This is a genomic window from Collinsella sp. CLA-ER-H8 (genome assembly GCF_040092335.1).
Lineage (GTDB): Bacteria > Actinomycetota > Coriobacteriia > Coriobacteriales > Coriobacteriaceae > Collinsella.
Window position 1 is genome coordinate 1 of sequence record NZ_JBBNLU010000004.1, and the last position, 20513, is coordinate 20513.

The window sequence follows — 20513 nt, forward strand, 5'->3', positions numbered from 1 at the left end:
GGGAAGGAGGAGGGCGCCTAGGCGCCGAAAGCGGCACATCCGCGTTGGCGAATCCGGCGTATCCGCGTTGGCGCGATTGGCGAAAATGCGTTGGTGGAAATGGTGAAAATTATATTGACGCTAACAGACGGCGGTGGTGAGCGAGCACGACCGCCCGCCCTCCACGACCCTGCGGGCCAGCTCCTCGCTAGCTGCCATCGGCGACCGCCCCCTTCAGGAACCCGTCGTAGACCGACAGGTCGGCCCCGCCGGCCCCGCCGAGAGGGCGCGCGCAGAGAGGGGCGATGCCCCGCTGGCCTAGCCTAAGGGCGAAAACGGAATAGACGGACCGACCGTCCGGCTGAGTCTGGGAAGAGGTGCCGGGCGGCAGGCGGAGCATGGCCACCGGACCCATCGAAACACATCTCCACCGTTCCTTCAACTGGGAAAACGACGCCCCCGTGGCCTGAATGGGGCCTCGGGGGCGTTCGGCTAACTGCGGGAACGGCCTATCCGCTCAATGTGTTCGGCTGAGATCGGAAATCAACCATATTATGGGCACAGTCGGCAATTGGGTTGGATAGCCTCGCACCGGAGGAATCAACATGAGTACAAGTAGCTACAAACCGCAAAAAGGCCGTGGCCTCCCGTGGCCTTTAGACACGGACGCTCCATCGGTTGCCGATCAGGCCGAGACGCCTAGCGAGATGGAGGCGGCGCTTGACGTTCGACAGGATGAGATTGCAAAGAGCGAGATCCTGAGTGGAATCAACAGGCCATCCTACGATTCATTATTTGCGGTCGCGAAGAATCGCGTCCAGCTTGCGATTCTGATCATGATTTGCTCCTTCCAGACGTCCAAAGGGCCTAATAGGAAGGATGCCAACGGAAAAGAACTTACAAAAGGTCTTTTCATGCGTCAGGACAAGCTCGAAAAAAAGTCTGTTCGACTCAACCGACTGAATCGAAAGCTCTGGGCGAGCTGGCTCATCGAGGCATCATCATGAAGACCGATGGGGTGTGGGTCATCGTTTGGGCTCAGCTCGATATTCAAGCGCGTGAGGCCGGATGGGATCCGCGCGCGGACGCGGGCGGCGAGGTCGGACGTGAAAGCCGGACCGCAGAGGTATCGAGCGCACGCGGCCAGGGCCTCGAGGGCGCCTGGCGGGTAGGGAGATCCGAGCATGAGGCAGGACAACGCGCAGGCCCGCGAAAGGTTCACGAGCTCCTCCGCGACGCGGCTGGACCCTCGGCTGCCCCTCGTAAAGGATGCAGAAGACACGGTCGAGGTCCGACGGTTCGACCAGGCTGTACCGGCAGTCCGCGTACAGTGCGCAGCCCCTCCCGCGCGGGTCGCCGTCCGAGTCCTCATCCGGCTCATGATGGCGCACCTCAACCCAAAGGCCCTCCAACACGTCGTCGAACCCGAAATCGAGCTCCGCCTGGACGCTCTCGCCGAGCGCATCGCCCAGGGCGAGCTCCGGCACCTTCGTCACACGGCCGTCCAGCCACTCAATCTCTGTCATCGCGCGCATGGTGCAAGCCCCTTCCGACACGGGATTGTCAGCTCAACCCGACCCTTACCCATACGGACGAACATAACTCGCCAGGGGGAAGCCCCTGAAGGCCGTGCGCCACAACATGAGGCCGAATCCGCCCCCGGCTGGACAGGCCAACAACGAAGGAGCACACGGAACCGGCGCGGCGTTACAACCGTCCCGGCAAGCGTGTCACTTGGCCAAGTCATGATGCCGACAAACCCGGAAATGCTCCAACGGAGCGCCGAACGAGCGTAACAATATAAAGCCGTGCAACACGTGTTGGACGACCGGAACATCCCAAACAAAGGCCTGTAGGTCCCACCTTCAAGCCCAATAGCAAAATGTGCATCAGCGGATTTGCAGCGATACAAGTCTCAACCGTCACCATCACACCGCAGCGCGCCTAGTCCCACTCATCCTACTGCAAATGTCCCAGAACGAGAAAACGACCAGCTTAACATGCCAACCTTTATATCCGCACGCGCGTAATTCAACTCATAAGGACCGGCTATCCCTTACCTGTGACACAATCTCAAACGCACAGAACAGAATCATCAGTCCAATCATCGTATAAGAGGCAGCCGAACCTTCAAGCACTATTCCACAAAGAACAATCTCCGCGCCGCCAATAAGAACTGTTATCAGGCGCTCTGCCTTTTTGCTCTCGCCGCTCGCATAAAAAGGCGGCAAAGCGCACAAGATCACATATATCCCGGGAAGGGAATACAGGATCGATAGTCCAAGCCCCCCATCAACCGCAGTGTTTTGCGTAAGAATCAACTGAACCCAAACGGCAATTATCACTGAGCAGGTTGTCGATAAAAGAAGACTAGAAATATAGCACGCAACAAAGTCCCGTCGCATTCGAGCAGAGAAATCCGCAAACTCTCTTCGCCGCGTGGAAACAATAAGGTACACAGAAATTGCAATAGAACCAATCAGAGAAAACAGCGGAACAACCAGCAATTCAAGCTTATTACCCCATCGATCAACCATACCCCCACTCCAATGAGCGGGAATTGTATCAGGGAGGACTGACCAAGCCGTCCATAGAATCAGAAATGGAAGAATAGAGAGGATGAAAGATGATAACACTGCAGTAATTTTTTTTGAGGCTCTCATCGATTCCGCATCTCCTTGCGCGCCCACATTCCACTCCGCCTTAAATCAAGTATACGTTTTGGAACGGGATGTCACTCCGAACGCCTTACCCTCTTAGTGTGAATGCCGCTGCGGCATTGTTGACTCATCCTTAGTAATCGCGTCTATCCTCTGCAGCATCAGCCAAAGCAATCCGAGAGGAGCCGCACATGCATGCAGCGGAAATTCCTTTCGGGGGGGGGGTATCTCCCAGATTTACCCGCCGCCCTAAGGGGCAGTCGACAGTCGAGTACGTACTGATCATCGCGATCATCGTCCTGGTGGTGCTGATCGCGGGACCGTGGGTCTCGTCGGCGATCACAAACCAGTTCAACACGGTGGCGGGGACGCTCGGCAACGGAATCTCAAAGGGGAGCTGGGAGTCGGGCGGCACGGGCGGCGGCAACGGGTCGTTGACCGACGCCGACATCGTGGACTCCGTTCACGGGATAGCGTTCGCCGTGTACTCGGAGGACGACCACAGCCTCATGTTCTACAAGCGCCGCGGGGTCCCCAGAGTCGGTGACATGCTCAACAGCCGCCGCGTGACGGCGGTGTATACGGGGTTCGAAAATGGATACGCCACCGCGACCGTGGGAAACGACGGCAAGACGACTGCCCCCTGGTGGCCTAACAGAAATAATATCGTGGCCGTAAAGGCCATTGACGATGGCATAGAAATCCACTCGTTGGCATTTTGCTTTCAGTACATGGAGAACTGTAAGAGCTTTGATCTGGCAAAGTTCGACATGTCGAACTGCACAAATCTGCAGCACGCATTCGCGTATTGCGGCAATGCGACTTCCTTCAGTATTTCAAGCTGGGATACGTCCTCGGTCGTCGAATTCGACTCGGCGCTCAAAAACCTTTACAAGGTCGAGGAGATTGACATCTCCGGATGGTCGACGCGGAAAGCCGGCGATTTACGTCTCCTTTTTTCCACCGACAGTTCGCTGAAAAGCGTGAAATTTGGACCAGGGTGGAAGACCTCAGATGTTATGGATATGCTCGGCATGTTTAGCTATTGCAAAAATCTAAACCTCGACTGTTCCGATTGGAATGTCCCAACCTATGCCAATCATAGTGACTTAAATCACTGCGCCCCCGGCGTTATCCTCCCGAAGGCGTGGCAGTAGGTCAGAAGAAACAAAACGGCAAGCAGTTTATGTGGCGCGGGCACCCGTGCCGCCGTTGCCTCAGCGGCACGCTACGGGCTAGTCGGTTCGCTTTAACGTACCCTCTGCATGCAATATCAATCCCCATGCGAAGGGAGTGTCGCATATGCATGCAGCGGCAATTAACCTTCAGGGGGTGGGTATCTCCTAGGAATACCCGCCTCCGAGGCCAAGGAGCCATCGAGTACGTTCTGGTCATCGCGATTATCGTCCTGGTTGTGATGATAGCCGGCCCTTGGGTCTCGTCGGCAATCAGGAACCAGTTCAACACGGTGGCGGGAGTATTGGTAAACGGGACAGCAGGTGGGACTTGGGAACCGAGCGGTTCCGGCAGCGGTAACGGCGCGGGTTCCGCGACCGTCCAGGCGGCGCTCGCCAAGGACGCGAAGGACACGCGAAGGACTGGACCCTCGGTGAGCAGAAGGCAGTTGCCGAGGACATCGCCGCCAAGGGCGAGGCGTCGCCCGCCTACGCCAAGGCGAAGGCCGCGATGGATGCCGGCACCGAGTTCTCGATGAAGCTCACCGATGGCAAGACGCTGACTTACCGCATTATCGGCATCAATCATGATGACCCTGCAGGCGGATCCGGCAAGGCGGGCCTCACGTTCCTCACCACCACGACGGGCATTTGGTCCCCCATGAACGCGATTGACACCAACGCCGGCGGTTGGGAGAAGTCTGAACTCCGTCAGAAAATGAACTCCGGCAAGATCTGGAATCTGATGCCCTCCGATTTCCAGTCCAAGGTGAAGGCCGTCAAAAAGCTATCGAACAATGTCGGGGGCGGTGATGAGAACAAGAACGCCGCCGTGACGGCTACCTCGGACAAGCTGTTCCTGCTCAGCTACTCTGAGATCGCCCCCACCTCCTATTGGGCATCCTATCCCTGGACTTCCTCCGAGGGCACCCAGTACGAGGCCTTCAAAGGCAAGGTGACGGAGAACTGTAATCCCAACTCTGCCATTGCCATTGGCAGCGGTTGGTGGGAACGTTCGATGTTTCCGAACGCCTCGAAGGGCTTCCTCCATGTCGACAGCAGCGGCAATCCGTCGGACAGCAACTCCGCGCCGGGCTGGTTTTGCGTCTCCCCCGCCTGGTGCTTCTAGCTTGTCTAGCGCAAAGCCCGCGTTACCCCGCGCGTGCTTTCTTTTGGCGACCGAACGAACGGCTTCAGGTTCATGGCACGGGTAGTCGGATTGAAGAGAAATGGGGTCATACAGCGGCTCTCAGAGCGCCTGCCGCACCCCCCGCCATTACCTCTGCTGCGTCCTCGTATAGAGTCCATCCTGCTTGGTGTTTCGAGTTCGGGGCGTATACGGTGGGTGGATAATGGATTCACTTCGATGACGGCGTTGACGGGAGCGACCATGGCGATGCGCGAGATCGCGGTCAAGTTCGATGAGGGCGAAATGGCCTTGATTCAGGGCCATGCGGACGCCACGGGCATGACCTTTTCCGAGTTCGTGAGAAGGGCCGCGTTCGAGAAGGCTGAGGACATGGCGGACATCGAGGCCTACAACGAGGCTTTGGACGGGGACGGCGGCACTCGCTACCCGATGGAAGAGGTCGTGCGCATGGCGGTGGAGGCTGAGTGATTGTCCACACGCGTTGTCTGTCTCGGCTCTAAAGGCTTCTCTTGGGCGGGGTTCGGCTTATAGCCGGGTCCCGCTTTTTTGCGGCTTTCAGTTGTCTTTCTGAAGGTATGAAATGGCTGCCTCGATATGAATACGGTCGGCATTCGAAGCGGACGTTATAGCCGCGCTAATAGCGCATGACTTTCTCCCCTGCCGTCATCGTTGCCGCAGCGGCAAGACCGTTGCAAATACTTGGAATAGCCCTACGCTCGGCTCGTATTGCAAACCCCGAGTGAAGGGAGCCGTATATGCATGCAGCGGCAATTAACCTTCGGGGGGGGGTCGCTCCTGAAACGACCCGCTTCCGAGGGCAATCAATTATCGAGTACGTCCTGATCATTGCCGTCATCAGCCTGGTCATCGTGTTCGCGGGACCCGGCGTGGCCGGAGCCATCCGAAACCAGTTCAACCTGGTCGGCAACACGGTGAACAATGGGACGGTCGGCGGCGTCGAGGGAGGCGCGTCCGGTGGCGGCTCCGCAGGCGCCGATTCCGCGGCCGTCCAGGTGGCCATCGCCAAGGACGCGAAGGACTGGACCCTCGACGAGCAGGAGGCGGTTGCCAAAGACATTGCCAAGAACGGTACATCGTCTATCGCCTACGCCAAGGCCAAGGCCGCCATGGATGCCGGCACCAAGTTCTCGATGAAGCTGACCAATGGCAAGACGCTCGAGTACCGTATCATCGGCATCAACCACGACGACTTGGCCGATGGTAGCGGCATGGCAGGCTTGACGTTCGAGGCGACCAACTCTGCCTTGGGTAGCCAGAGAATGAACGCTACGGACACCAATGCCGGTGGTTGGGATAAGTCCGAGCTCCGTACCCGCCTCAACAGCGGTGACCTCTGGTTGCTCCTGCCCAGCGAGCTCCAGTCAAAGGTGAAACCCGTCACAAAGACAACCGATAACGTTGGCGGTAACGGGGGCGGTGCCCCCTCGGCGACGACCGACAAGGTTTTTCTGCTCTCGGCAACCGAAGTATACGGGGATATGCAATCTGACGGCATCCAGTACGAGTGCTACAAATCCAAGGGCGTGACGGGGTCGAACTATTCCGGTGCATCAGGCTATAGCCACTGGACTCGTTCCGTGAGACCGCGCAGCTCCACATCCTTTCGCTATGTTCAAAGCGGCGGTATTTGCTACAGCTGCAGCGCGACGGACTCGTTTTATGTCCTCCCCGCTTTCTGCTTCTGATCTCTTTCATCGCAAAGCCCTCGCAATCCTGCGAGGGCTTTTCTTTTGGCGATTACTCAAACAATTCGAGGTTCATTGTACAGGTAATCGGGTTGAGGAGAAATGGGGTCATACAGCGGCTCTCAGAGCGCCTGCCGCACTTCCCCGCCATTACCTTTGCGGCATCCTCGTATGGAGTCCATCCTGGTTGGCGTTTTGTTGTAACCGCTCACTTGTCCACAGATCAAGTGAACTGCTGGAATAAATACAGCGACACACTAGTTCGTTACAGTCGCCATATCTGCGTAAATCGCCGCGATAAATACAGCCTGTACTCGTCTGTATACCAGCTACGCGTATGTAGATTCATGTCGCGTTAATAAATCGGCTCAAGCGCGTGCAAAACGCGCAAGTAACCGCAAAAAGCGATTATCGCGCAGGTAGATTTTTGGCACCCTGTTGCTTAATCAAAATTAAGCAATTGCTTAAAACAAAAAAGGTCAGACACTAGGTGCCTGACCTGCAAACTTCTGGTCGGGACGACTGGATTCGAACCAGCGACCCCTTGACCCCCAGTCAAGTGCGCTACCAAGCTGCGCCACGTCCCGAAGCTTTTGTCTGTTGCTCTGCTCTCGCTCGCAACAGGGAGTATATTAACCCGAAACTTTAGCCTTGTGCAAGAACTTTTTTATAAATTTTGAAGCAAGTCCAAAATTGTATTTGCGAGCTGGGGTTTTGTTAGCACGGGAAGCTCTTGCGCACCTGTTGTGCTCACAATCCAGGCCTTGTTGGTGTCGGTCCCAAAGCCCGAATCGGCGCGCGAGACATCGTTGGCGATAATGGCATCGCAACCCTTGCGGGCCAATTTGCGCTCGGCGTACTCGACAAGGTTATCGGTCTCGGCCGCAAAGCCGATCACGCACCGTTCCCCCTTTTGGCGCGAAAGCTCGGCCAAGATATCGACCGTTTCGACAAGCTCGATGCGATCCAAGCGTTCGTTGGACTTTTTGAGCTTATGGTCCGCAGGGGTGGCGGGGGTATAGTCGGCGACGGCGGCCGCACAAATTGCCGCATCGGCCGTCTGGAAGGCGCTCAGGGCCGCCTGGAGCATCTCTGCGGCGGTTTGCACGCGCACGCACTCCACGCCGCGGGGAACATCGAGCGATGTCGGTCCCAACACGAGCGTGACCTCGCCACCGCGGCGTGCGGCCTCCCCTGCAAGGGCGACGCCCATCTTGCCTGATGAGCGGTTGCCAATGAAGCGCACCGGGTCGATCGGTTCGTGTGTGGGGCCGGCAGTGATGACGATGCGCTTGCCCGCCAGGTCTTGCGGCACGGGGTTGAGCACCTCACAGACAGCCTCGACGATGTCCTCGGGCTCGCTCATGCGTCCCGTGTCCACGTCGCCGCAGGCAAGGTAGCCGCTGCCCGGACCCACCACATGGACACCGCGCTCGCGCAACGTGGCCATGTTGGTCTGTGTAGCCGGCGCTTTCCACATGCCATTGTTCATGGCCGGCGCGATCACGATGAGTCGTGGCGTTGCCAGCAGCGTGGTGGAGATGAGGTCGTCTGCGATGCCGTTGGCCATCTTGGCGATGATATTGGCCGTCGCGGGCGCCACGACCACCAGGTCGGGCTCCTGTGCGAGCGAGATGTGGTGGATGGGGTCGGAGGGATCGTCGAATAGGCCCACGGCAACGGGCTCGTTGGTGAGCGCACGAAAGGTGAGCGGGCCCACAAACTCGGTGGCATGCTCGCTCATGACGACCTTGACGCGTGCGCCGCGCTTTTGCAGCAGGCGCACGATATTGCACGACTTATAGGCGGCGATCCCGCCGGTAATGCCCAGCAGGATCGTTTTTCCCTCAAGTTGCATTGAATTGTTGGATGCCGCCGTCATCGCTAGGCTTCCTTGCTCGGGAGTACCAGGAGGCGGTGGCAGTACGGGCAGTGCGTAATCTCGCTACCGTCGTGGTTGAGGTCGCTCATGGACGATGCCTGCAGCGCGGTGTGGCAGACCGTGGGGATGTTGCCCTGGATGGTCTCAACGGCCAGGCCGCGGAACTGCTTGAGGAGGCGCTCGTAGTCGGTGAGCACGTCGGCCGGCAGCGTGGCAGCAAGCGCGGTGCGCTCCTTCGTGGCGGCGTCAATCTGAGCCTGCAGGTCGGCAGCCTTGGCTCGGGCGGCCTTGGTGTCGGCCTTTACGCCCTCCTCGAACTTGGCGATGATGGCCTGTGCGCGAGCCTCGCGGTCGAGCGCCTCCTTATGGGCGATGACGACGTCCTTGCGGGTGTGCTCAATCTTGTCCAGACGCTTGGCCAGGGTGGCGAGCTCGTTTTCCAGGTCCTGAACCTCGCGGTAGTCGGAGCCGTCGACGTGGCGCTTCTTGGCAGCCTCGATGGCGTTGTTGGTCTGAATCTCGGTGGTATTGAGATCGTCGAGCTCAATGTCCAGATCCTTGCGCTGGGCGTAGAGCTTGGTCATCTCGGACTTGAGCTTCACATAGGTCTTGCGCTTGGAAGCGAGCTCCTTGAGCTCCGGCATATTGGCAAGTTCACTCTTGTTGCGGGCGAGCTCCAAATCGATCTGTTGCAGCTTGAGTAGCGTAGCGCCGGCGCTCATAAGTTCTCTCCTTTTGTCACAGTCCACCATTGGCAAGGGTTCAGTATTTTAATCGCATGACGGGGGTCGACCCCGGCGTCAACTGCAGAGTTCATCAATATATCAACGAACGGCTCCTCGGAGCGGTCGTGGCCGAGCAAGATCACCGGTAGCCCACGCAAGGCAAGGTCCTGCGCCACGTGATAGCCTGCCTCGCCCGTCACGACAACATCCGCACCGGCGGCGATGGCAAGTTCGCCAAAGTCACCGAGGGAGCCGCCCAGAATGGCGACGGTGCGGCACGAGCGCTCGGCATCGCCCCATACACGCGGGTCGCTTCCGAAGGCCGTGGCAGCACGGGCGGCAAGATCGCGCAGCGTGCACGGGTCGTTGAGCGTCGCAAGCGCGCCAAGGCCGGTCGACTCGGGGTCGTCTACGTGCTCCAGCGAGCTCACGGGCACGGCGTCCAGCAGCTCACTTAGGCAGGCACGCGCCTCGTGCGAGCGGTCCAGATTGGTGTGGAGCGAAATAATGCTCACACCGCAGCGGGCAGCCTCGTAGAGGGCCGCGCTGCACTGGGGTCGTGTGGCATCCGCCGGACAAAAGGCCTCGGGTGCCTTGATGTATATGGGATGATGCGTCAGCAGCACGTTGGCGCCGGCTTCTTGGGCGCGGCGAACGTTAGCCACGGTCGCATCGAGTGCGCAGGCAACGCCGGTGATCTCCGCGGCCGGATCGCCAACGGAGAGTCCTACGTGATCCCAGCCCTCGGCGTCCGCCTTGGGATAGCGTGCCAGCAGCGCGCGCTCAAGCTCGGCGACGATCATGCGGCACCCACGATCGAGAGCAGCGTCCGGGCGAACTCGTCCAGATCGCTCGGATTCACGCGGTCATCAAAGGAAATGCGCAGTGCTCCCAATGCCTGCTCGCGACCGATGCCCATCGCGCTCAAAACGTGGCTCGGGTCCATGCTGCCGCTCGAGCAGGCAGAGCCGGCCGAAACCTCAAAGCCGGCGGCGTCGAGCTTGACGATGAGCTCCTCGGAGTCCATGCCGTCGACGTAGATCGAAACCATACCCGGCAGACGGTCGACCTGCTCGTAGTCGCCCATGGTGGCATGAATGCGTGGATGGGCCGTAAGCGTGGCGTAGAGTTTGTCGGAAAGGGCTTGCAGCTTTTCGCGCTCCTGAGCCACTTGGGGCACCAGCGTGCGGGCAGCAGCGGCAAAGGCCAGCTGCGTGCGCAGGTCCTGCGTGCCGGCGCGACGTCCGGCTTCCTGTCCGCCGCCAAAGATGCGGGGGCGCAGTGGCGTGCGGGTCTTAACGTAGAGCGCGCCGGATGCCACAGGACCGCCAATTTTGTGGGCCGCGACGGACATAGCATCGACGCCCAGCTCGGTGACATCGAGTGGAATGTGCAGATAGCCCTGGATAGCATCGGTGTGGAACACTGCGCCCACGGTATGAGCGGCCGAGGCAAGCTCGCGGATGGGCTGCACCACGCCGGTCTCGTTGTTGGCGACCATAATGCTCACGAGCGACACGTCGTCGCTCAGCAAGTCGCTCAGCGTGGCAGGCTCAATGTAGCCCGCGCGGCAGGGCTGCACCAGGTCGACGGTAAAGCCGGCGGCACGCAGCAGCGGCAGGTTGTCCAGAATCGAATCGTGCTCGATGGCCGAAACGATTACACGATCGCGCTTGCGATCGCGCTGACGAGCGCCCTCGGCAAGACCGAGCAGCGCCAGCTGGTTGGCTTCGGTGCCGCCGTTGGTCAGAACAATCTCGGACGGGCGGACGCGTGCGCCAAAGCTATGGGCGATCTCGCGACGGGCAACCTCCAGGCGCGCGGCGGCCTTGCGGCCGAGCGAGTGCAGCGAGTTGGGGTTGACGCCGGCAAGCTCGCTGTCGTCATATTCGCGCTGCGCAAGGAGCGCCTCGGCGCGCATGGGCGTCGAGGCGGCGTAGTCAAGATTCACGGGTATGCGGTTTTGACCTGCGGTCATAAGGGTTTATGCCTCCTGTGCGGCCTCATTGCCCAGCTTCTGCAGCAGCGCAACCTCGGCGGCGGGATCTTCGGACTTAAATACGGCGGAGCCGGCCACGAGAACGTTGGCACCAGCCTTGACGACCTCGGCAATGTTCTTGGAAGAAATGCCGCCGTCGACCTCGATCATGGGCGACACGCCGTGGCGCTCGCACATGGCCTTGAGCTCGTGCAGTTTGGCGATAGTGCCCGGGATAAAGCTCTGGCCGCCAAAGCCGGGGTTCACGCTCATCAGCAGCACCATATCGACGACGTCGATGATGCTCTCAAGTACGCACACGGGGGTGGCGGGGTTGAGCACCACGCCGGCCTTGACGCCGCGCTGCTGCAGGTGCGTGAGCGTGCGATGCAGGTGCGTGGAGGCCTCGTAGTGCACGGTGATCATGTCGGCACCGGCATCGGCGTACCAATCGACGGTCTCGTCGGGGTTCGACACCATGAGGTGCGCATCGACCGGCACGTTGGTGGAGCGCTTGACGGCCTTAAGGATGTCAACGCCAAAGGTCAGGTTGCCGGTAAAGTGGCCGTCCATAACGTCAAAGTGAACGTAGTCGGCGCCGGCGATCTTGTCGAGCTCTCCCTTGAGGTTGGCCATGTCGGCCGAAAGGACGGACGGAGCGATTTTGATGGAACCCATGGTAGTAGCCTTTCTACGCTAGTCGGTGAGTCCGTAGAACTCTTGAGAAGGGACGCGGTCGGTAAGAATCTCGAGCGCCCTATCCAAAGTAACACCGTTGTAGAGCGTTTGCTCCACGGCAAAGGTGAGCGGAATGTCTACGCCCAGTGAACGGGCAAGTTCGCTGACGCTGCGGGCCGCGACGGCGCCCTCGACAACCATATGCGTGCGCGTCTGGTACTCGTCGAGCGACACGCCGTGGGCAAACTCGTAGCCAAAGGTGCGGTTACGCGAATGCTCCGAGGTACAGGTGGCAATGAGGTCGCCCATGCCGGCAAGCCCCATGCAGGTCATAGCTTGACCGCCGCGGGCGTGCACCAGACGGCTGATCTCCGCCAGGCCGCGTGTCATGATAAGGGCGAGCGTGTTGTCGCCCGCACCGGTGCCGGCGGAGATGCCGCACACGATGGCGATTACGTTTTTCATGGCGCCGCAGACCTCGACACCGGTCATGTCCTGCGACAGGTAGATGCGGAAGGCCGTTGACAGAAGCAGGTCCTTAAAGGTCTCCCCTATCTGTGGATCTTCGCTGGCGATGACGGCGGCAGAAAGACCTCCGCGGCAGATTTCCTCGGCATGGTTGGGGCCAGAAAGAGCCGCGACACGTGCCTCGTTGCCGATCTCGCTGGCGATGACCTCGCTCATGAGCAGGCCGGACTCGGGCTCAATGCCCTTTGTGAGGCAGAGCACCGGGGTATCGGCGGCGATAAAGGGCGCGGCCTGGTGGCACACGCTGCGAAGGTGCGTGGAGGGCACGGCAAAGATGATGGCCTCGGCGCCGTCAAGCGCCTGGGCCAGGTCCGTCGTAGCGACAACGTTTTCCGGCAGCACGTAGTCCACCAGATAGCGCGGGTTGCGGTGCTCGCCGTTGATGCCGGCGGCCGTCTGCTTGCCATGGGCCCACATGGTCACGCGCTCGGCTCGCGCGGCGGCAAGGCCGGCCACGGCGGTTCCCCAGGAGCCAGAGCCAATTAGCGCAACATTCATGACTCTCTCCTACTTATCGTCGGGCTCGGTGACGCGCTTGGTAAACGAGAGCTTGGACTCCTTACCGGTCATGAGCCTTTTAATGTTCGCGCGATGGGCCCACACCACGGTGATGCCGATCATCGCCATGCAAAACTTGAGTCCCAGGCTGCTGTACGGAAAGACCGCGCAGGCAGCGATGGGAAGACCGATGGCGGCGGCAAGCGAGCCCACCGACACAAACTTGGTGATGGCGACGGCCACGATAAACATGCCCAGCAGCGAAAGCCCAATGGGCCAGTACCATGCGAGGATTACGCCCAGACCGACCGCGATGCCCTTGCCGCCATGGAAGTTGAGGTAGGGCGAGTAGATATGGCCCCATACGGCCGCCAGGCAGATGACGCCGAGCATCCAATCGCCGGCGGCACCGGGGGCCATAATGCTCACGGGGAAGCCATAGCCCAAGTCGGCAATGAGCGGACGCGCGATAAGGACGCAGATGGCGCCCTTAAGGCAGTCGAGCAGCAGTGTGAGCGCGGCCACCTTGGGGCCGGCCACGCGCAGGGCGTTGGTGGTGCCGATGTTGCCGGAGCCCGCCTTACGAATGTCCGTGTGGTTGAACACGCGGCCCAAGATCAGGCCAAACGGAATCGCCCCGATAAAGAACGAGACCACGGCGCAGATGGCGGTCAGCAGAATCGGATTATGCATCCTTTTGCTCCTTCTTCCTAAAGAAGAGTCGAATGGGTGTGCCGGCAAAGTCGAAGGTCGAGCGCATGCGGTTCTCGACGTAGCGCTGATAGGTGTCGTTGACCAGATCGCTGTGGTTGACGAAGAACGTGAACGTCGGCGGGTTGACGCCCGTCTGGGTCACGTAGTGCATGCGCAGGCGGCGCTTGCCGTCCACCACGGTATGACCGAACTCGCGCAGGTCGGTGAGGAACGTGTTGAGGCGGGAGGTGCTGATCTTTTGCGAGCGCGTCTTCTCGGCGGCGTCTACCATTGCCCAGATCTTCTCGACGCTGCGGCCGGTCAGGGCAGAGATGCGCAGGTACTGGGCCCAGGGAGCCATAACGCCCAGACGGCGGTCGATGGTCTCCATGCAGGCCTCGCGCTTACGGTCGTCGTCGAGCAGATCCCACTTGTTGAGCAGCACCACGATGGCGCAGCCGCGCTCGATGGCAAGACCCATGACCTTCTGGTCCTGCTCAGTGACGCCCACGGAGGCATCGACGACGAGCAGCGCCACGTCGGCGCGGTCGATGGCACGCAGGCCGCGGACCATGGAGTAGTACTCGATGTTCTCGTACACAGTGCTCTTCTTGCGGATGCCCGCGGTATCGACCATGCGGTAGTGCTTACCGTTGCGCTCCACGACGGTGTCGATGGCGTCGCGCGTCGTGCCGGCAATGTTGGACACGATAGAGCGGTCGGCGCCTAGGATACGATTGAACAGCGACGACTTACCGGCATTGGGGCGGCCGATGATGGCTACGTTCAGCGCGTCGGGGAACTCATCGGCGACCTCGTCCTCTTCCTCCGGAAGCAGGGCCACGATGTCATCGAGCAGGTCGCCCGTACCGTGGCCATGCAGGGCCGAGAGCGGCGTGGGCTCGCCGATGCCGAGCGAATAGAACTCCCAGATGCTGTCGTTTTCGCGATCGGGGTTGTCGAGCTTGTTCACCAGCAGAAAGACCGGCTTGTCGCGGCGCTTGAGCATGCGGGCGACCGACTCGTCCTCCTCGGTGACGCCGGTGCGGCCATCGACCACAAACAGGATGACGGCGGCTTCCTCGGCGGCGGCGAGCGCCTGGTCGCGGATGGACGTGGCAAAGACGTCGTCGCTCTTGAGCGGCTCGATACCGCCCGTGTCGACGATGGTGAACTCGCGGCCGTTCCAGTCGGCCGTGTGATACGAGCGGTCGCGCGTGACGCCGCGGGACTCATGGACGATGGCGTCCGAGGTCTGGGCCAGGCGGTTGACGAGCGTGGACTTGCCCACGTTGGGGCGTCCGACGACGGCGACGATAGGTTTCATCTGCACTCCTTTAATGGGTAGGGTCAGTGGAAATGTTAGAGTCCGCGGGCACAATGCCAAGGATGTGCTCCAGGGTATCGAGCAGTTCATGCGGCATGGTCGACACCACATGAACCTCGGCGCCGCGACTGGTAAGGCTTGCGAGTAAATCGTCACGATGATACTCGTCAAGCGTCATGCCGTCAGCGTTGAACATGAGCTTAGGCACAAAGAGCATAACCCCAGAGAGATCCTGCGGCAGCTGCTCCAGAATGTCACACGCGACGATGAGGCCGGTCACGTCCACGTTGCCGCCAAAGTAGCGGTTCTTTATGGCCGTGACAGTGCCGGCGAGTCCCCGGGGCGACTCCACAAAGCGGGCCACCGTGTCGCGTGCGCTGGCGCCCGAGAGACACAGAAGCCGCTGGTTGCGGGCGGCGACGGCCTCGCGGACGCGGGCCAGACGCTCGGCGTCGGTAGCCAGCACGTCGTCGGTCTCGTCCAGATACGAGCGGATCATGCCAATGCCGTCGTAGTACTGCGGGTACCCGTCGTAAAAGTCTGCCTCGGGAGGATCGATGCCGGCGTCCAGATAGAACTCGTCGCTCATCTGGAAGGTGTGGCGGCCAAAGCGTTCGTAGGCACGATCCTGGTAGGGACGGATCATGGCAATGGTCTCGCGCGCTAGCTCGGGCTTGTCGCTGTAGGACCAGCTAAAACGGTTCTGATGCTTGGTAAAACCGAGCGGCACAATGCCCAGGCTTGTGATTTGCTCGTGCTCCTCGCAAAAGCGCAGGGTCTTTTCCAGCTCTTCGCCGTCGTTCATGCCAGGGCACAGTACGATCTGGGCGTGGATCTCGATGCCGGCGGCCATGATGGCCTCGAGTACGTCCATGCCGCGCTGGGCGTTGCGGCCCATCATACGACGGCGGACGTCGGGGCTCACGGCATGGACCGACACGTTCATGGGGCTCATGTTGCGGGCGATGACGTTTTGCACGTCCTCGTCGGTGAGGTTCGTGAGCGTGACGAAGTTGCCCTGCAAAAAGCTCAGGCGGTAGTCGTCGTCGCGAATATAGAGCGTTGAGCGGCCGCCCTTGGGCAGCATGGTCATAAAGCAGAACACGCAGGCGTTTACGCAGGTACGCATGCCGTCGAAGATGGGACCATCGAACTCCAAACCCCAATCCTCGCCGGGAAAGCGGTCGAGCTCGACGGGGGTGACGGTACCGTCGCGCGGGTCGAATACCTCCAGCTCGACGGTGTCGTCGTCGGCCTCCCAGAGCCACACGATCATATCGGTCAGCTGCTCACCGTTGACCGTGAGCACGCGCATGCCCGGCTCGATACCCACATCCCACGCGGGCGATTCGGGACGCACGTTCTTTACGAGCGCGCCCTCACCCGGCTCGGGGTCGCGGCTGCGCCCGTAATCGGCCACCTCGGCGGCGTATGCGGGTACGGTCTGGTCCATGATTAGTGGTAAAGCTCCTTGATGCGAGCGACGGCTCGTTCGATGTGTTCTTGCGGGGTGGAGGCTCCGGCGGTGATGCCGATGTGGTGGGCGTCGGTAAACCACGCGGCCTGGAGCTCGGAAGCTTCCTCGATGTGATGCGTGCGCTCGCAGGCGTCTGCGCAAATCTGCGCCAGGCGGCGGGTGTTGCCCGAGTTTTTGCCGCCCACGACTACCATGCAGTCGCAGCGGTTGGCAAGTGTGGCTGCTGCCTGTTGACGCTCACTCGTGGCGGCGCAGATGGTGTTGATCACGCGCAGCTCCTGCACACGCGGGGTGATAGCTGCCACGACCTCGGCGAGGTTCTGCGCGGTCTGGGTGGTCTGCACGACGAGGCCTACCTTGCCCTTGAACGGCAGCGCGTCCGCATCAGCGGCGCAACTCACGACCTGCGCATCGTCGCCGGCGTGACCCAGAATGCCCTCGACCTCGGGATGCCCCGGCTCACCCACGACCACCACGTGGTAGCCCTCGCGCACCAGGCGCTCGGCTGCCACGTGAACCTTCTTGACGTAAGGGCAGGTGGCGTCGATGACGTTAAGGCCACGCTCGCGAGCGGCATCGATGACCTGCGGCACCACACCGTGGGCGCGGATGATCACGGTGCCGGTTGCGGCATTATCCAGGTTCTCGGCCAAGCCAACGCCTGCCTCAGCGAGCTCGCGTACCACGATGGGGTTATGAATGAGCGGACCCAAGGTATGGACCTGAGTGCTCTCCCCTGCCTGCGGGGCGGCGGCCAGCGCCATATCGAGCGCACGCTGTACGCCGTAGCAGGTGCCGGCGTGGGCTGCGATTTCGATGGTGGGAGCGTCTGCCTTGCCAGGCGCAGGCTCGGCAGTGTTCATGACTTCCTCGCTCATGGTTAGAACCTTCCCGGATGCTCGGCGCACAGGTCGTCGCGCATAGCGTAGACGCGGTTCATGGCCTCGGACTCAAACCATGCCAGGCGCTCCTTGCGCTTGAGCTCGGCCGGTGCATCGGATAGCGAGATGGCCTTGCCGGCACGGATCCAGCACTTTTTAGGGCGCATGAGCTTTTTGCCCGTAGGCGTAATATCGGACCAGCCACAGATGGCGAGCGGGTTGACGGGCGCCTTGCCCATCTGGGCGATGAGCGCAAAACCGCCGTGGACCTCGGGCTTGATCTCGCGCGAGCGGATGCGCGTGCCCTCGGGGAAGATCAGGACGTCCTCGCCACGCTGCAGCGCATGCTGAGCGGCGCGCAGGCACTTCATATCGGCAGTACCACGCTCCACGGGGATGCCGCCAACGCGGCTAAAGGCCCAGCGCACAATCTTGCTCTTGGCGAACTCGGACTTAAAGATGGGACGAATGCGGCGGCCCCCAAAGAACAACGCCGTTTCAACGGCCAGGAGCTCGGCCATCGAGGTGTGGTTGCAGATGACCACGCTGCCGCGGCCTTCCTGGCGCTCAAACAGCAGGTCAGCGTCCTCGACCTTCCAGCGCCACATGAGTTTGGAGAAGGCCCAAAGGATGGCCATGACTACGACGACGGTGCCGCGGATGAGCGCTGGGAACTCTGCATAGGGGGCGTTGTAATAGTCCTCGGGCGTCTGCTTAAACAGGCGCATGGGCTACCTCCTTTGGTTGATGAGGTCCTCGATAATGCGGACGACCTCGTCGATGGTGTGGGCGGTGGAGTCGACGTGCACGGCGTCCTCGGCGGGCACGAGCGGCGCGACCTCGCGGCTGCTGTCGAGCTTATCGCGTTGCTTGAGGGCGTCGAGGGTCTCGTCGACCTCGGCCTCGAGCTGCGCTGTGCTGAGCGGCTGGGCGTCGTTTTGGTGACGCTGCAGCACGCGGCGGCGGGCGCGCTCACGCGGGTCGGCGGTCAGGAAGACCTTGACCTGCGCGTTAGGGAACACGACGGTGCCGATGTCGCGACCCTCGGCCACGATATCGCGGTCCTCGGCGGCGCGGCGCTGGTGGATGAGCATGGCGGCGCGCACGCCCGGATAGGCCGAGACCTTGGACACGTTGGCGTCGACCTGCGGGGTGCGGATGGCGGCCGAAGCGTCTTGGCCGTCGATGGTCAGGCGCGTGTCCTCGCCGGTGCCGTTGGTAAAGCGGATCTCAATCTGCTCGGCGAGAGCGTCGATGGCCGCCTCGTTATCCAGATCGATGCCGCGGTCGAGCGCGGCGAAGGTGACGGCGCGATACATGGCGCCCGTGTCGAGCTTGTTAAAGCCAAGCTGACGGGCGATCTCCTTGGCGATGGTGGACTTGCCGGATCCGGCGGGGCCGTCGATGGCGACGATCATGCAATGCTTCCTTTCGATGGTTGACGTGCTGGTATGGTTCGCGGGCGTTGGGGCGCGGCGGGTTTGCCTAGCCCGTGTAGCGCTCGCGGTAGGTGTTGCGCTTGGGTGCTGAGCCATGGCTGCCGTGGTGACGCGTGCGGCTGGCAGGCGTGTCTTGGGGCTTGCCGCCGTTGCGCTTGGAGCTCGCCTGCTTGGGCGGGATGCCGCCGGCCTTGAGGATCTGCACCTCGCGGTCGGTGAGCTCGCGCCACGAGCCCTTGGCCACGTCCTTGAGCTCCAGGCCGGCAAAGTTGCAGCGGTGCAGGCGGATCACCGGGTGGTGGATCTTGCTCAGCATGCGCTTGACCTGGTTCTTGCGGCCTTCGCGGATGATGACCTCCACGGCGGTGGTACCGGGCTTCACACCCTGCGGGGCCACGGCTTCAGCCTCGCGCGCGTTGATGATGCGACAGATTGCCGGCTGGCACGGGCCGTCGTCGAGCTCGATGCCGCGGCGGAGTGGTTCCAAGTCTCGATCGGTCAGTTGGCCATCCACGAGTGCCTGGTAGGTCTTATAGACATGCTTGCTGGGATGCAGCAGGTCCTGCGAAAGGTCGCCGTCGGTCGTGAAGAGCAACAGTCCCGTGGTGTCGCGGTCCAGGCGGCCCACCGGAAAGAGCCCCGGAAAGCGGTCGCGCGGGACCAGGTCGGCCACACAAGGGCGCTCCTGCGGGTCGCTCATGGTGGTGAGGTAGCCGGTCGGCTTGTAGAGCATCAGGTATACGGCGCCCTGGTCGAGCTTGACGGGCATGCCGTCGACCTCAATGTGATCGTGGTCGACATCGACCTTGGTGCCCAGCTCGGTCGCGACCTGGCCGTTGACGGTCACGCGGCCAGCGGTCATCAGGTCCTCTGAGCCGCGACGGCTCGCCACGCCCGCGCGTGCCAAAAAGCGCTGCAGGCGCATGGTGTGCGGGTAGACGGACACCGCGTCGCCTACGGGCGCTGCGGTGTCCGTGGCGCTTGCGACGCGCGTCTCCCCTGCTTCGTTAGTCCTCGTCATGTATATCCTCCGAGGTAGCACCTGTGAGCAGAAGCTCCTCTTCATCGGTGTCCTCAACATCGGTATCGATCAGTTCGCGCTCTTCGTCCAGATCTTCGGCCTGTTCCTCGAGCGTAGACTGAATGCTGCGGCCGCTCAGGCGCTCGCGGATAAACTGGCGCGACTGCTCGTCGGGGGCAAACTGCTCCAGATCGGGCAGGTCGCGGGTGGAGCGCAGACCGAACTTTTCCAAGAAGGCGTTGGTCGTGCCGTAAATGATGGCCTGACCGCGCTGGGGGTCACGGCCGAGCTCGCGCACCAGACCCTTGTCCACGAGCGACGCGATGACGCCGTCTGAGTTGACGCCGCGGATGCCCTTGACCACCTCGCGCGTTACGGGCTGGTGGTATGCGATGACGGCCAGGGTTTCGAGCGCCGCCTGGGACAGCTTTTGCGTGTCCCAGCTCAACACATAGGCCTCGACCACGTCGTGGTAGGCGGGGTGCGTGAACAGGCGCCAGCCGCCGGCGACCTCGCGCAGCTGAAAGCCGCGGTTGGCCTCCTCGTACTCAACCTTGAGCTCGGCGAGCAGCGACGCGCACTCGCCGGGGGCGATATCCAGTGCGCCGGCCAGCGCGGGCGCACTCACTGGGTCGCTTGACACCAGCAGCAGCGCCTCGAGGGCGCCTTTGAGGCTGTTTGCCTCCAGCGTGGAAAGGGTTGACATGGTTGCGGCT

At 61.4% G+C, this 20513-nt stretch carries 20 protein-coding genes and 1 tRNA gene; 5 read left to right on the plus strand and 16 right to left on the minus strand.

Annotation, left to right across the window (positions count from 1 at the left end; all coding sequences use genetic code 11):
• Positions 1-584 precede the first annotated feature (584 nt).
• Entirely contained in the window at positions 585-986 is a 402-nt protein-coding gene (locus tag AAAX72_RS03420) for a hypothetical protein (RefSeq protein ID WP_349129043.1), read from the plus strand.
• Positions 987-2015: 1029 nt separating this feature from the next.
• Here the strand turns inward: AAAX72_RS03420 and AAAX72_RS03425 are convergent.
• Positions 2016-2642 (minus strand): DUF1648 domain-containing protein, encoded by a 627-nt coding sequence (locus AAAX72_RS03425; protein ID WP_349129045.1) that lies wholly within the window; start codon positions 2640-2642, stop codon positions 2016-2018.
• Between the two features lie 188 nt (positions 2643-2830).
• On the opposite strand from AAAX72_RS03425, the gene AAAX72_RS03430 reads away from it, so the two are divergent.
• From AAAX72_RS03430 to AAAX72_RS03445, 4 genes are all read left to right on the plus strand, one after another.
• On the plus strand, positions 2831-3796 hold the full coding sequence (locus tag AAAX72_RS03430; protein WP_349129046.1) for a BspA family leucine-rich repeat surface protein: 966 nt from the start codon (positions 2831-2833) through the stop codon (positions 3794-3796).
• A gap of 529 nt (positions 3797-4325) precedes the next feature.
• Positions 4326-4943 carry a DUF6273 domain-containing protein gene (locus AAAX72_RS03435; protein ID WP_349129047.1) on the plus strand — a complete coding sequence of 206 codons (618 nt, stop codon included), beginning with the start codon at positions 4326-4328 and terminating at the stop codon, positions 4941-4943.
• Between the two features lie 237 nt (positions 4944-5180).
• Positions 5181-5432, plus strand: a complete 252-nt coding sequence (locus AAAX72_RS03440; protein WP_349088406.1) for a DUF6290 family protein — start codon at positions 5181-5183, stop codon at positions 5430-5432.
• A 287-nt stretch (positions 5433-5719) separates the two neighbouring features.
• Positions 5720-6670, plus strand: a complete 951-nt coding sequence (locus AAAX72_RS03445) for a DUF6273 domain-containing protein (RefSeq protein WP_349129048.1) — start codon at positions 5720-5722, stop codon at positions 6668-6670.
• Positions 6671-7180: 510 nt separating this feature from the next.
• On the opposite strand, the gene AAAX72_RS03450 is transcribed toward AAAX72_RS03445, so the two are convergent.
• From AAAX72_RS03450 to scpB, 15 genes are all read right to left on the minus strand, one after another.
• A tRNA-Pro gene (locus AAAX72_RS03450) sits at positions 7181-7257 on the minus strand.
• A gap of 80 nt (positions 7258-7337) precedes the next feature.
• Entirely contained in the window at positions 7338-8552 is a 1215-nt protein-coding gene (gene coaBC / locus AAAX72_RS03455; protein WP_349129050.1) for a bifunctional phosphopantothenoylcysteine decarboxylase/phosphopantothenate--cysteine ligase CoaBC, read from the minus strand.
• Positions 8553-8554: 2 nt separating this feature from the next.
• The gene (locus AAAX72_RS03460) at positions 8555-9274 is read right to left on the minus strand and encodes a zinc ribbon domain family (protein WP_022095087.1); all 720 of its coding nucleotides are present in this window, start codon (positions 9272-9274) and stop codon (positions 8555-8557) included.
• Positions 9271-10080, minus strand: coding sequence for a Nif3-like dinuclear metal center hexameric protein (locus AAAX72_RS03465; protein ID WP_152068190.1), 810 nt, complete (start codon positions 10078-10080; stop codon positions 9271-9273). Before AAAX72_RS03465 ends, AAAX72_RS03460 begins: the two co-directional genes overlap by 4 nt.
• The gene (locus AAAX72_RS03470) at positions 10077-11255 is read right to left on the minus strand and encodes a cysteine desulfurase family protein (RefSeq protein ID WP_217108097.1); all 1179 of its coding nucleotides are present in this window, start codon (positions 11253-11255) and stop codon (positions 10077-10079) included. The genes AAAX72_RS03465 and AAAX72_RS03470 overlap by 4 nt, the downstream gene beginning before the upstream one ends.
• A gap of 6 nt (positions 11256-11261) precedes the next feature.
• Positions 11262-11933, minus strand: coding sequence for a ribulose-phosphate 3-epimerase (gene rpe, locus AAAX72_RS03475; protein WP_195246682.1), 672 nt, complete (start codon positions 11931-11933; stop codon positions 11262-11264).
• Between the two features lie 18 nt (positions 11934-11951).
• A complete protein-coding gene (locus AAAX72_RS03480; RefSeq protein ID WP_271747758.1) occupies positions 11952-12959 on the minus strand; it encodes an NAD(P)H-dependent glycerol-3-phosphate dehydrogenase in 1008 nt (335 codons plus the stop codon).
• 9 nt (positions 12960-12968) lie between these two features.
• Positions 12969-13652, minus strand: coding sequence for a glycerol-3-phosphate 1-O-acyltransferase PlsY (gene plsY, locus AAAX72_RS03485; RefSeq protein ID WP_349129051.1), 684 nt, complete (start codon positions 13650-13652; stop codon positions 12969-12971).
• On the minus strand, positions 13645-14979 hold the full coding sequence (der, locus tag AAAX72_RS03490; RefSeq protein WP_349129053.1) for a ribosome biogenesis GTPase Der: 1335 nt from the start codon (positions 14977-14979) through the stop codon (positions 13645-13647). The genes plsY and der overlap by 8 nt, the downstream gene beginning before the upstream one ends.
• Positions 14980-14989: 10 nt before the next feature.
• Positions 14990-16432, minus strand: a complete 1443-nt coding sequence (locus tag AAAX72_RS03495) for a DUF512 domain-containing protein (protein ID WP_349129054.1) — start codon at positions 16430-16432, stop codon at positions 14990-14992.
• Between the two features lie 2 nt (positions 16433-16434).
• Complete coding sequence (locus AAAX72_RS03500; RefSeq protein ID WP_349129055.1) at positions 16435-17334, minus strand: 4-hydroxy-3-methylbut-2-enyl diphosphate reductase; 900 nt, start codon at positions 17332-17334, stop codon at positions 16435-16437.
• 2 nt (positions 17335-17336) lie between these two features.
• Complete coding sequence (locus AAAX72_RS03505) at positions 17337-18065, minus strand: lysophospholipid acyltransferase family protein (RefSeq protein ID WP_349129056.1); 729 nt, start codon at positions 18063-18065, stop codon at positions 17337-17339.
• A gap of 3 nt (positions 18066-18068) precedes the next feature.
• The gene (gene cmk, locus AAAX72_RS03510) at positions 18069-18755 is read right to left on the minus strand and encodes a (d)CMP kinase (RefSeq protein WP_349129057.1); all 687 of its coding nucleotides are present in this window, start codon (positions 18753-18755) and stop codon (positions 18069-18071) included.
• Between the two features lie 67 nt (positions 18756-18822).
• A complete protein-coding gene (locus AAAX72_RS03515; protein ID WP_349129058.1) occupies positions 18823-19797 on the minus strand; it encodes a pseudouridine synthase in 975 nt (324 codons plus the stop codon).
• Positions 19784-20503: an SMC-Scp complex subunit ScpB gene (gene scpB, locus AAAX72_RS03520; RefSeq protein ID WP_227790822.1), complete on the minus strand. Its 720-nt coding sequence runs from the start codon at positions 20501-20503 to the stop codon at positions 19784-19786. The genes AAAX72_RS03515 and scpB overlap by 14 nt, the downstream gene beginning before the upstream one ends.
• Between the last annotated feature and the right edge of the window lie 10 nt (positions 20504-20513).

Coding starts and splice junctions, on each gene's coding strand:
- AAAX72_RS03445 (WP_349129048.1), top strand. CDS start 5,720: ATGCATGCAGCGGCAATTAACCTTCGGGGGGGGGTCGCTCCTGAAACG.
- AAAX72_RS03430 (WP_349129046.1), top strand. CDS start 2,831: ATGCATGCAGCGGAAATTCCTTTCGGGGGGGGGGTATCTCCCAGATTT.
- plsY (WP_349129051.1), bottom strand. CDS start 13,652: ATGCATAATCCGATTCTGCTGACCGCCATCTGCGCCGTGGTCTCGTTC.
- AAAX72_RS03495 (WP_349129054.1), bottom strand. CDS start 16,432: ATGGACCAGACCGTACCCGCATACGCCGCCGAGGTGGCCGATTACGGG.
- AAAX72_RS03480 (WP_271747758.1), bottom strand. CDS start 12,959: ATGAATGTTGCGCTAATTGGCTCTGGCTCCTGGGGAACCGCCGTGGCC.
- AAAX72_RS03500 (WP_349129055.1), bottom strand. CDS start 17,334: ATGAGCGAGGAAGTCATGAACACTGCCGAGCCTGCGCCTGGCAAGGCA.
- AAAX72_RS03460 (WP_022095087.1), bottom strand. CDS start 9,274: ATGAGCGCCGGCGCTACGCTACTCAAGCTGCAACAGATCGATTTGGAG.
- scpB (WP_227790822.1), bottom strand. CDS start 20,503: ATGTCAACCCTTTCCACGCTGGAGGCAAACAGCCTCAAAGGCGCCCTC.
- cmk (WP_349129057.1), bottom strand. CDS start 18,755: ATGATCGTCGCCATCGACGGCCCCGCCGGATCCGGCAAGTCCACCATC.
- coaBC (WP_349129050.1), bottom strand. CDS start 8,552: ATGACGGCGGCATCCAACAATTCAATGCAACTTGAGGGAAAAACGATC.
- rpe (WP_195246682.1), bottom strand. CDS start 11,933: ATGGGTTCCATCAAAATCGCTCCGTCCGTCCTTTCGGCCGACATGGCC.
- AAAX72_RS03435 (WP_349129047.1), top strand. CDS start 4,326: ATGGATGCCGGCACCGAGTTCTCGATGAAGCTCACCGATGGCAAGACG.
- AAAX72_RS03465 (WP_152068190.1), bottom strand. CDS start 10,080: ATGATCGTCGCCGAGCTTGAGCGCGCGCTGCTGGCACGCTATCCCAAG.
- AAAX72_RS03440 (WP_349088406.1), top strand. CDS start 5,181: ATGACGGCGTTGACGGGAGCGACCATGGCGATGCGCGAGATCGCGGTC.
- AAAX72_RS03425 (WP_349129045.1), bottom strand. CDS start 2,642: ATGAGAGCCTCAAAAAAAATTACTGCAGTGTTATCATCTTTCATCCTC.
- AAAX72_RS03505 (WP_349129056.1), bottom strand. CDS start 18,065: ATGCGCCTGTTTAAGCAGACGCCCGAGGACTATTACAACGCCCCCTAT.
- der (WP_349129053.1), bottom strand. CDS start 14,979: ATGAAACCTATCGTCGCCGTCGTCGGACGCCCCAACGTGGGCAAGTCC.
- AAAX72_RS03515 (WP_349129058.1), bottom strand. CDS start 19,797: ATGACGAGGACTAACGAAGCAGGGGAGACGCGCGTCGCAAGCGCCACG.
- AAAX72_RS03420 (WP_349129043.1), top strand. CDS start 585: ATGAGTACAAGTAGCTACAAACCGCAAAAAGGCCGTGGCCTCCCGTGG.
- AAAX72_RS03470 (WP_217108097.1), bottom strand. CDS start 11,255: ATGACCGCAGGTCAAAACCGCATACCCGTGAATCTTGACTACGCCGCC.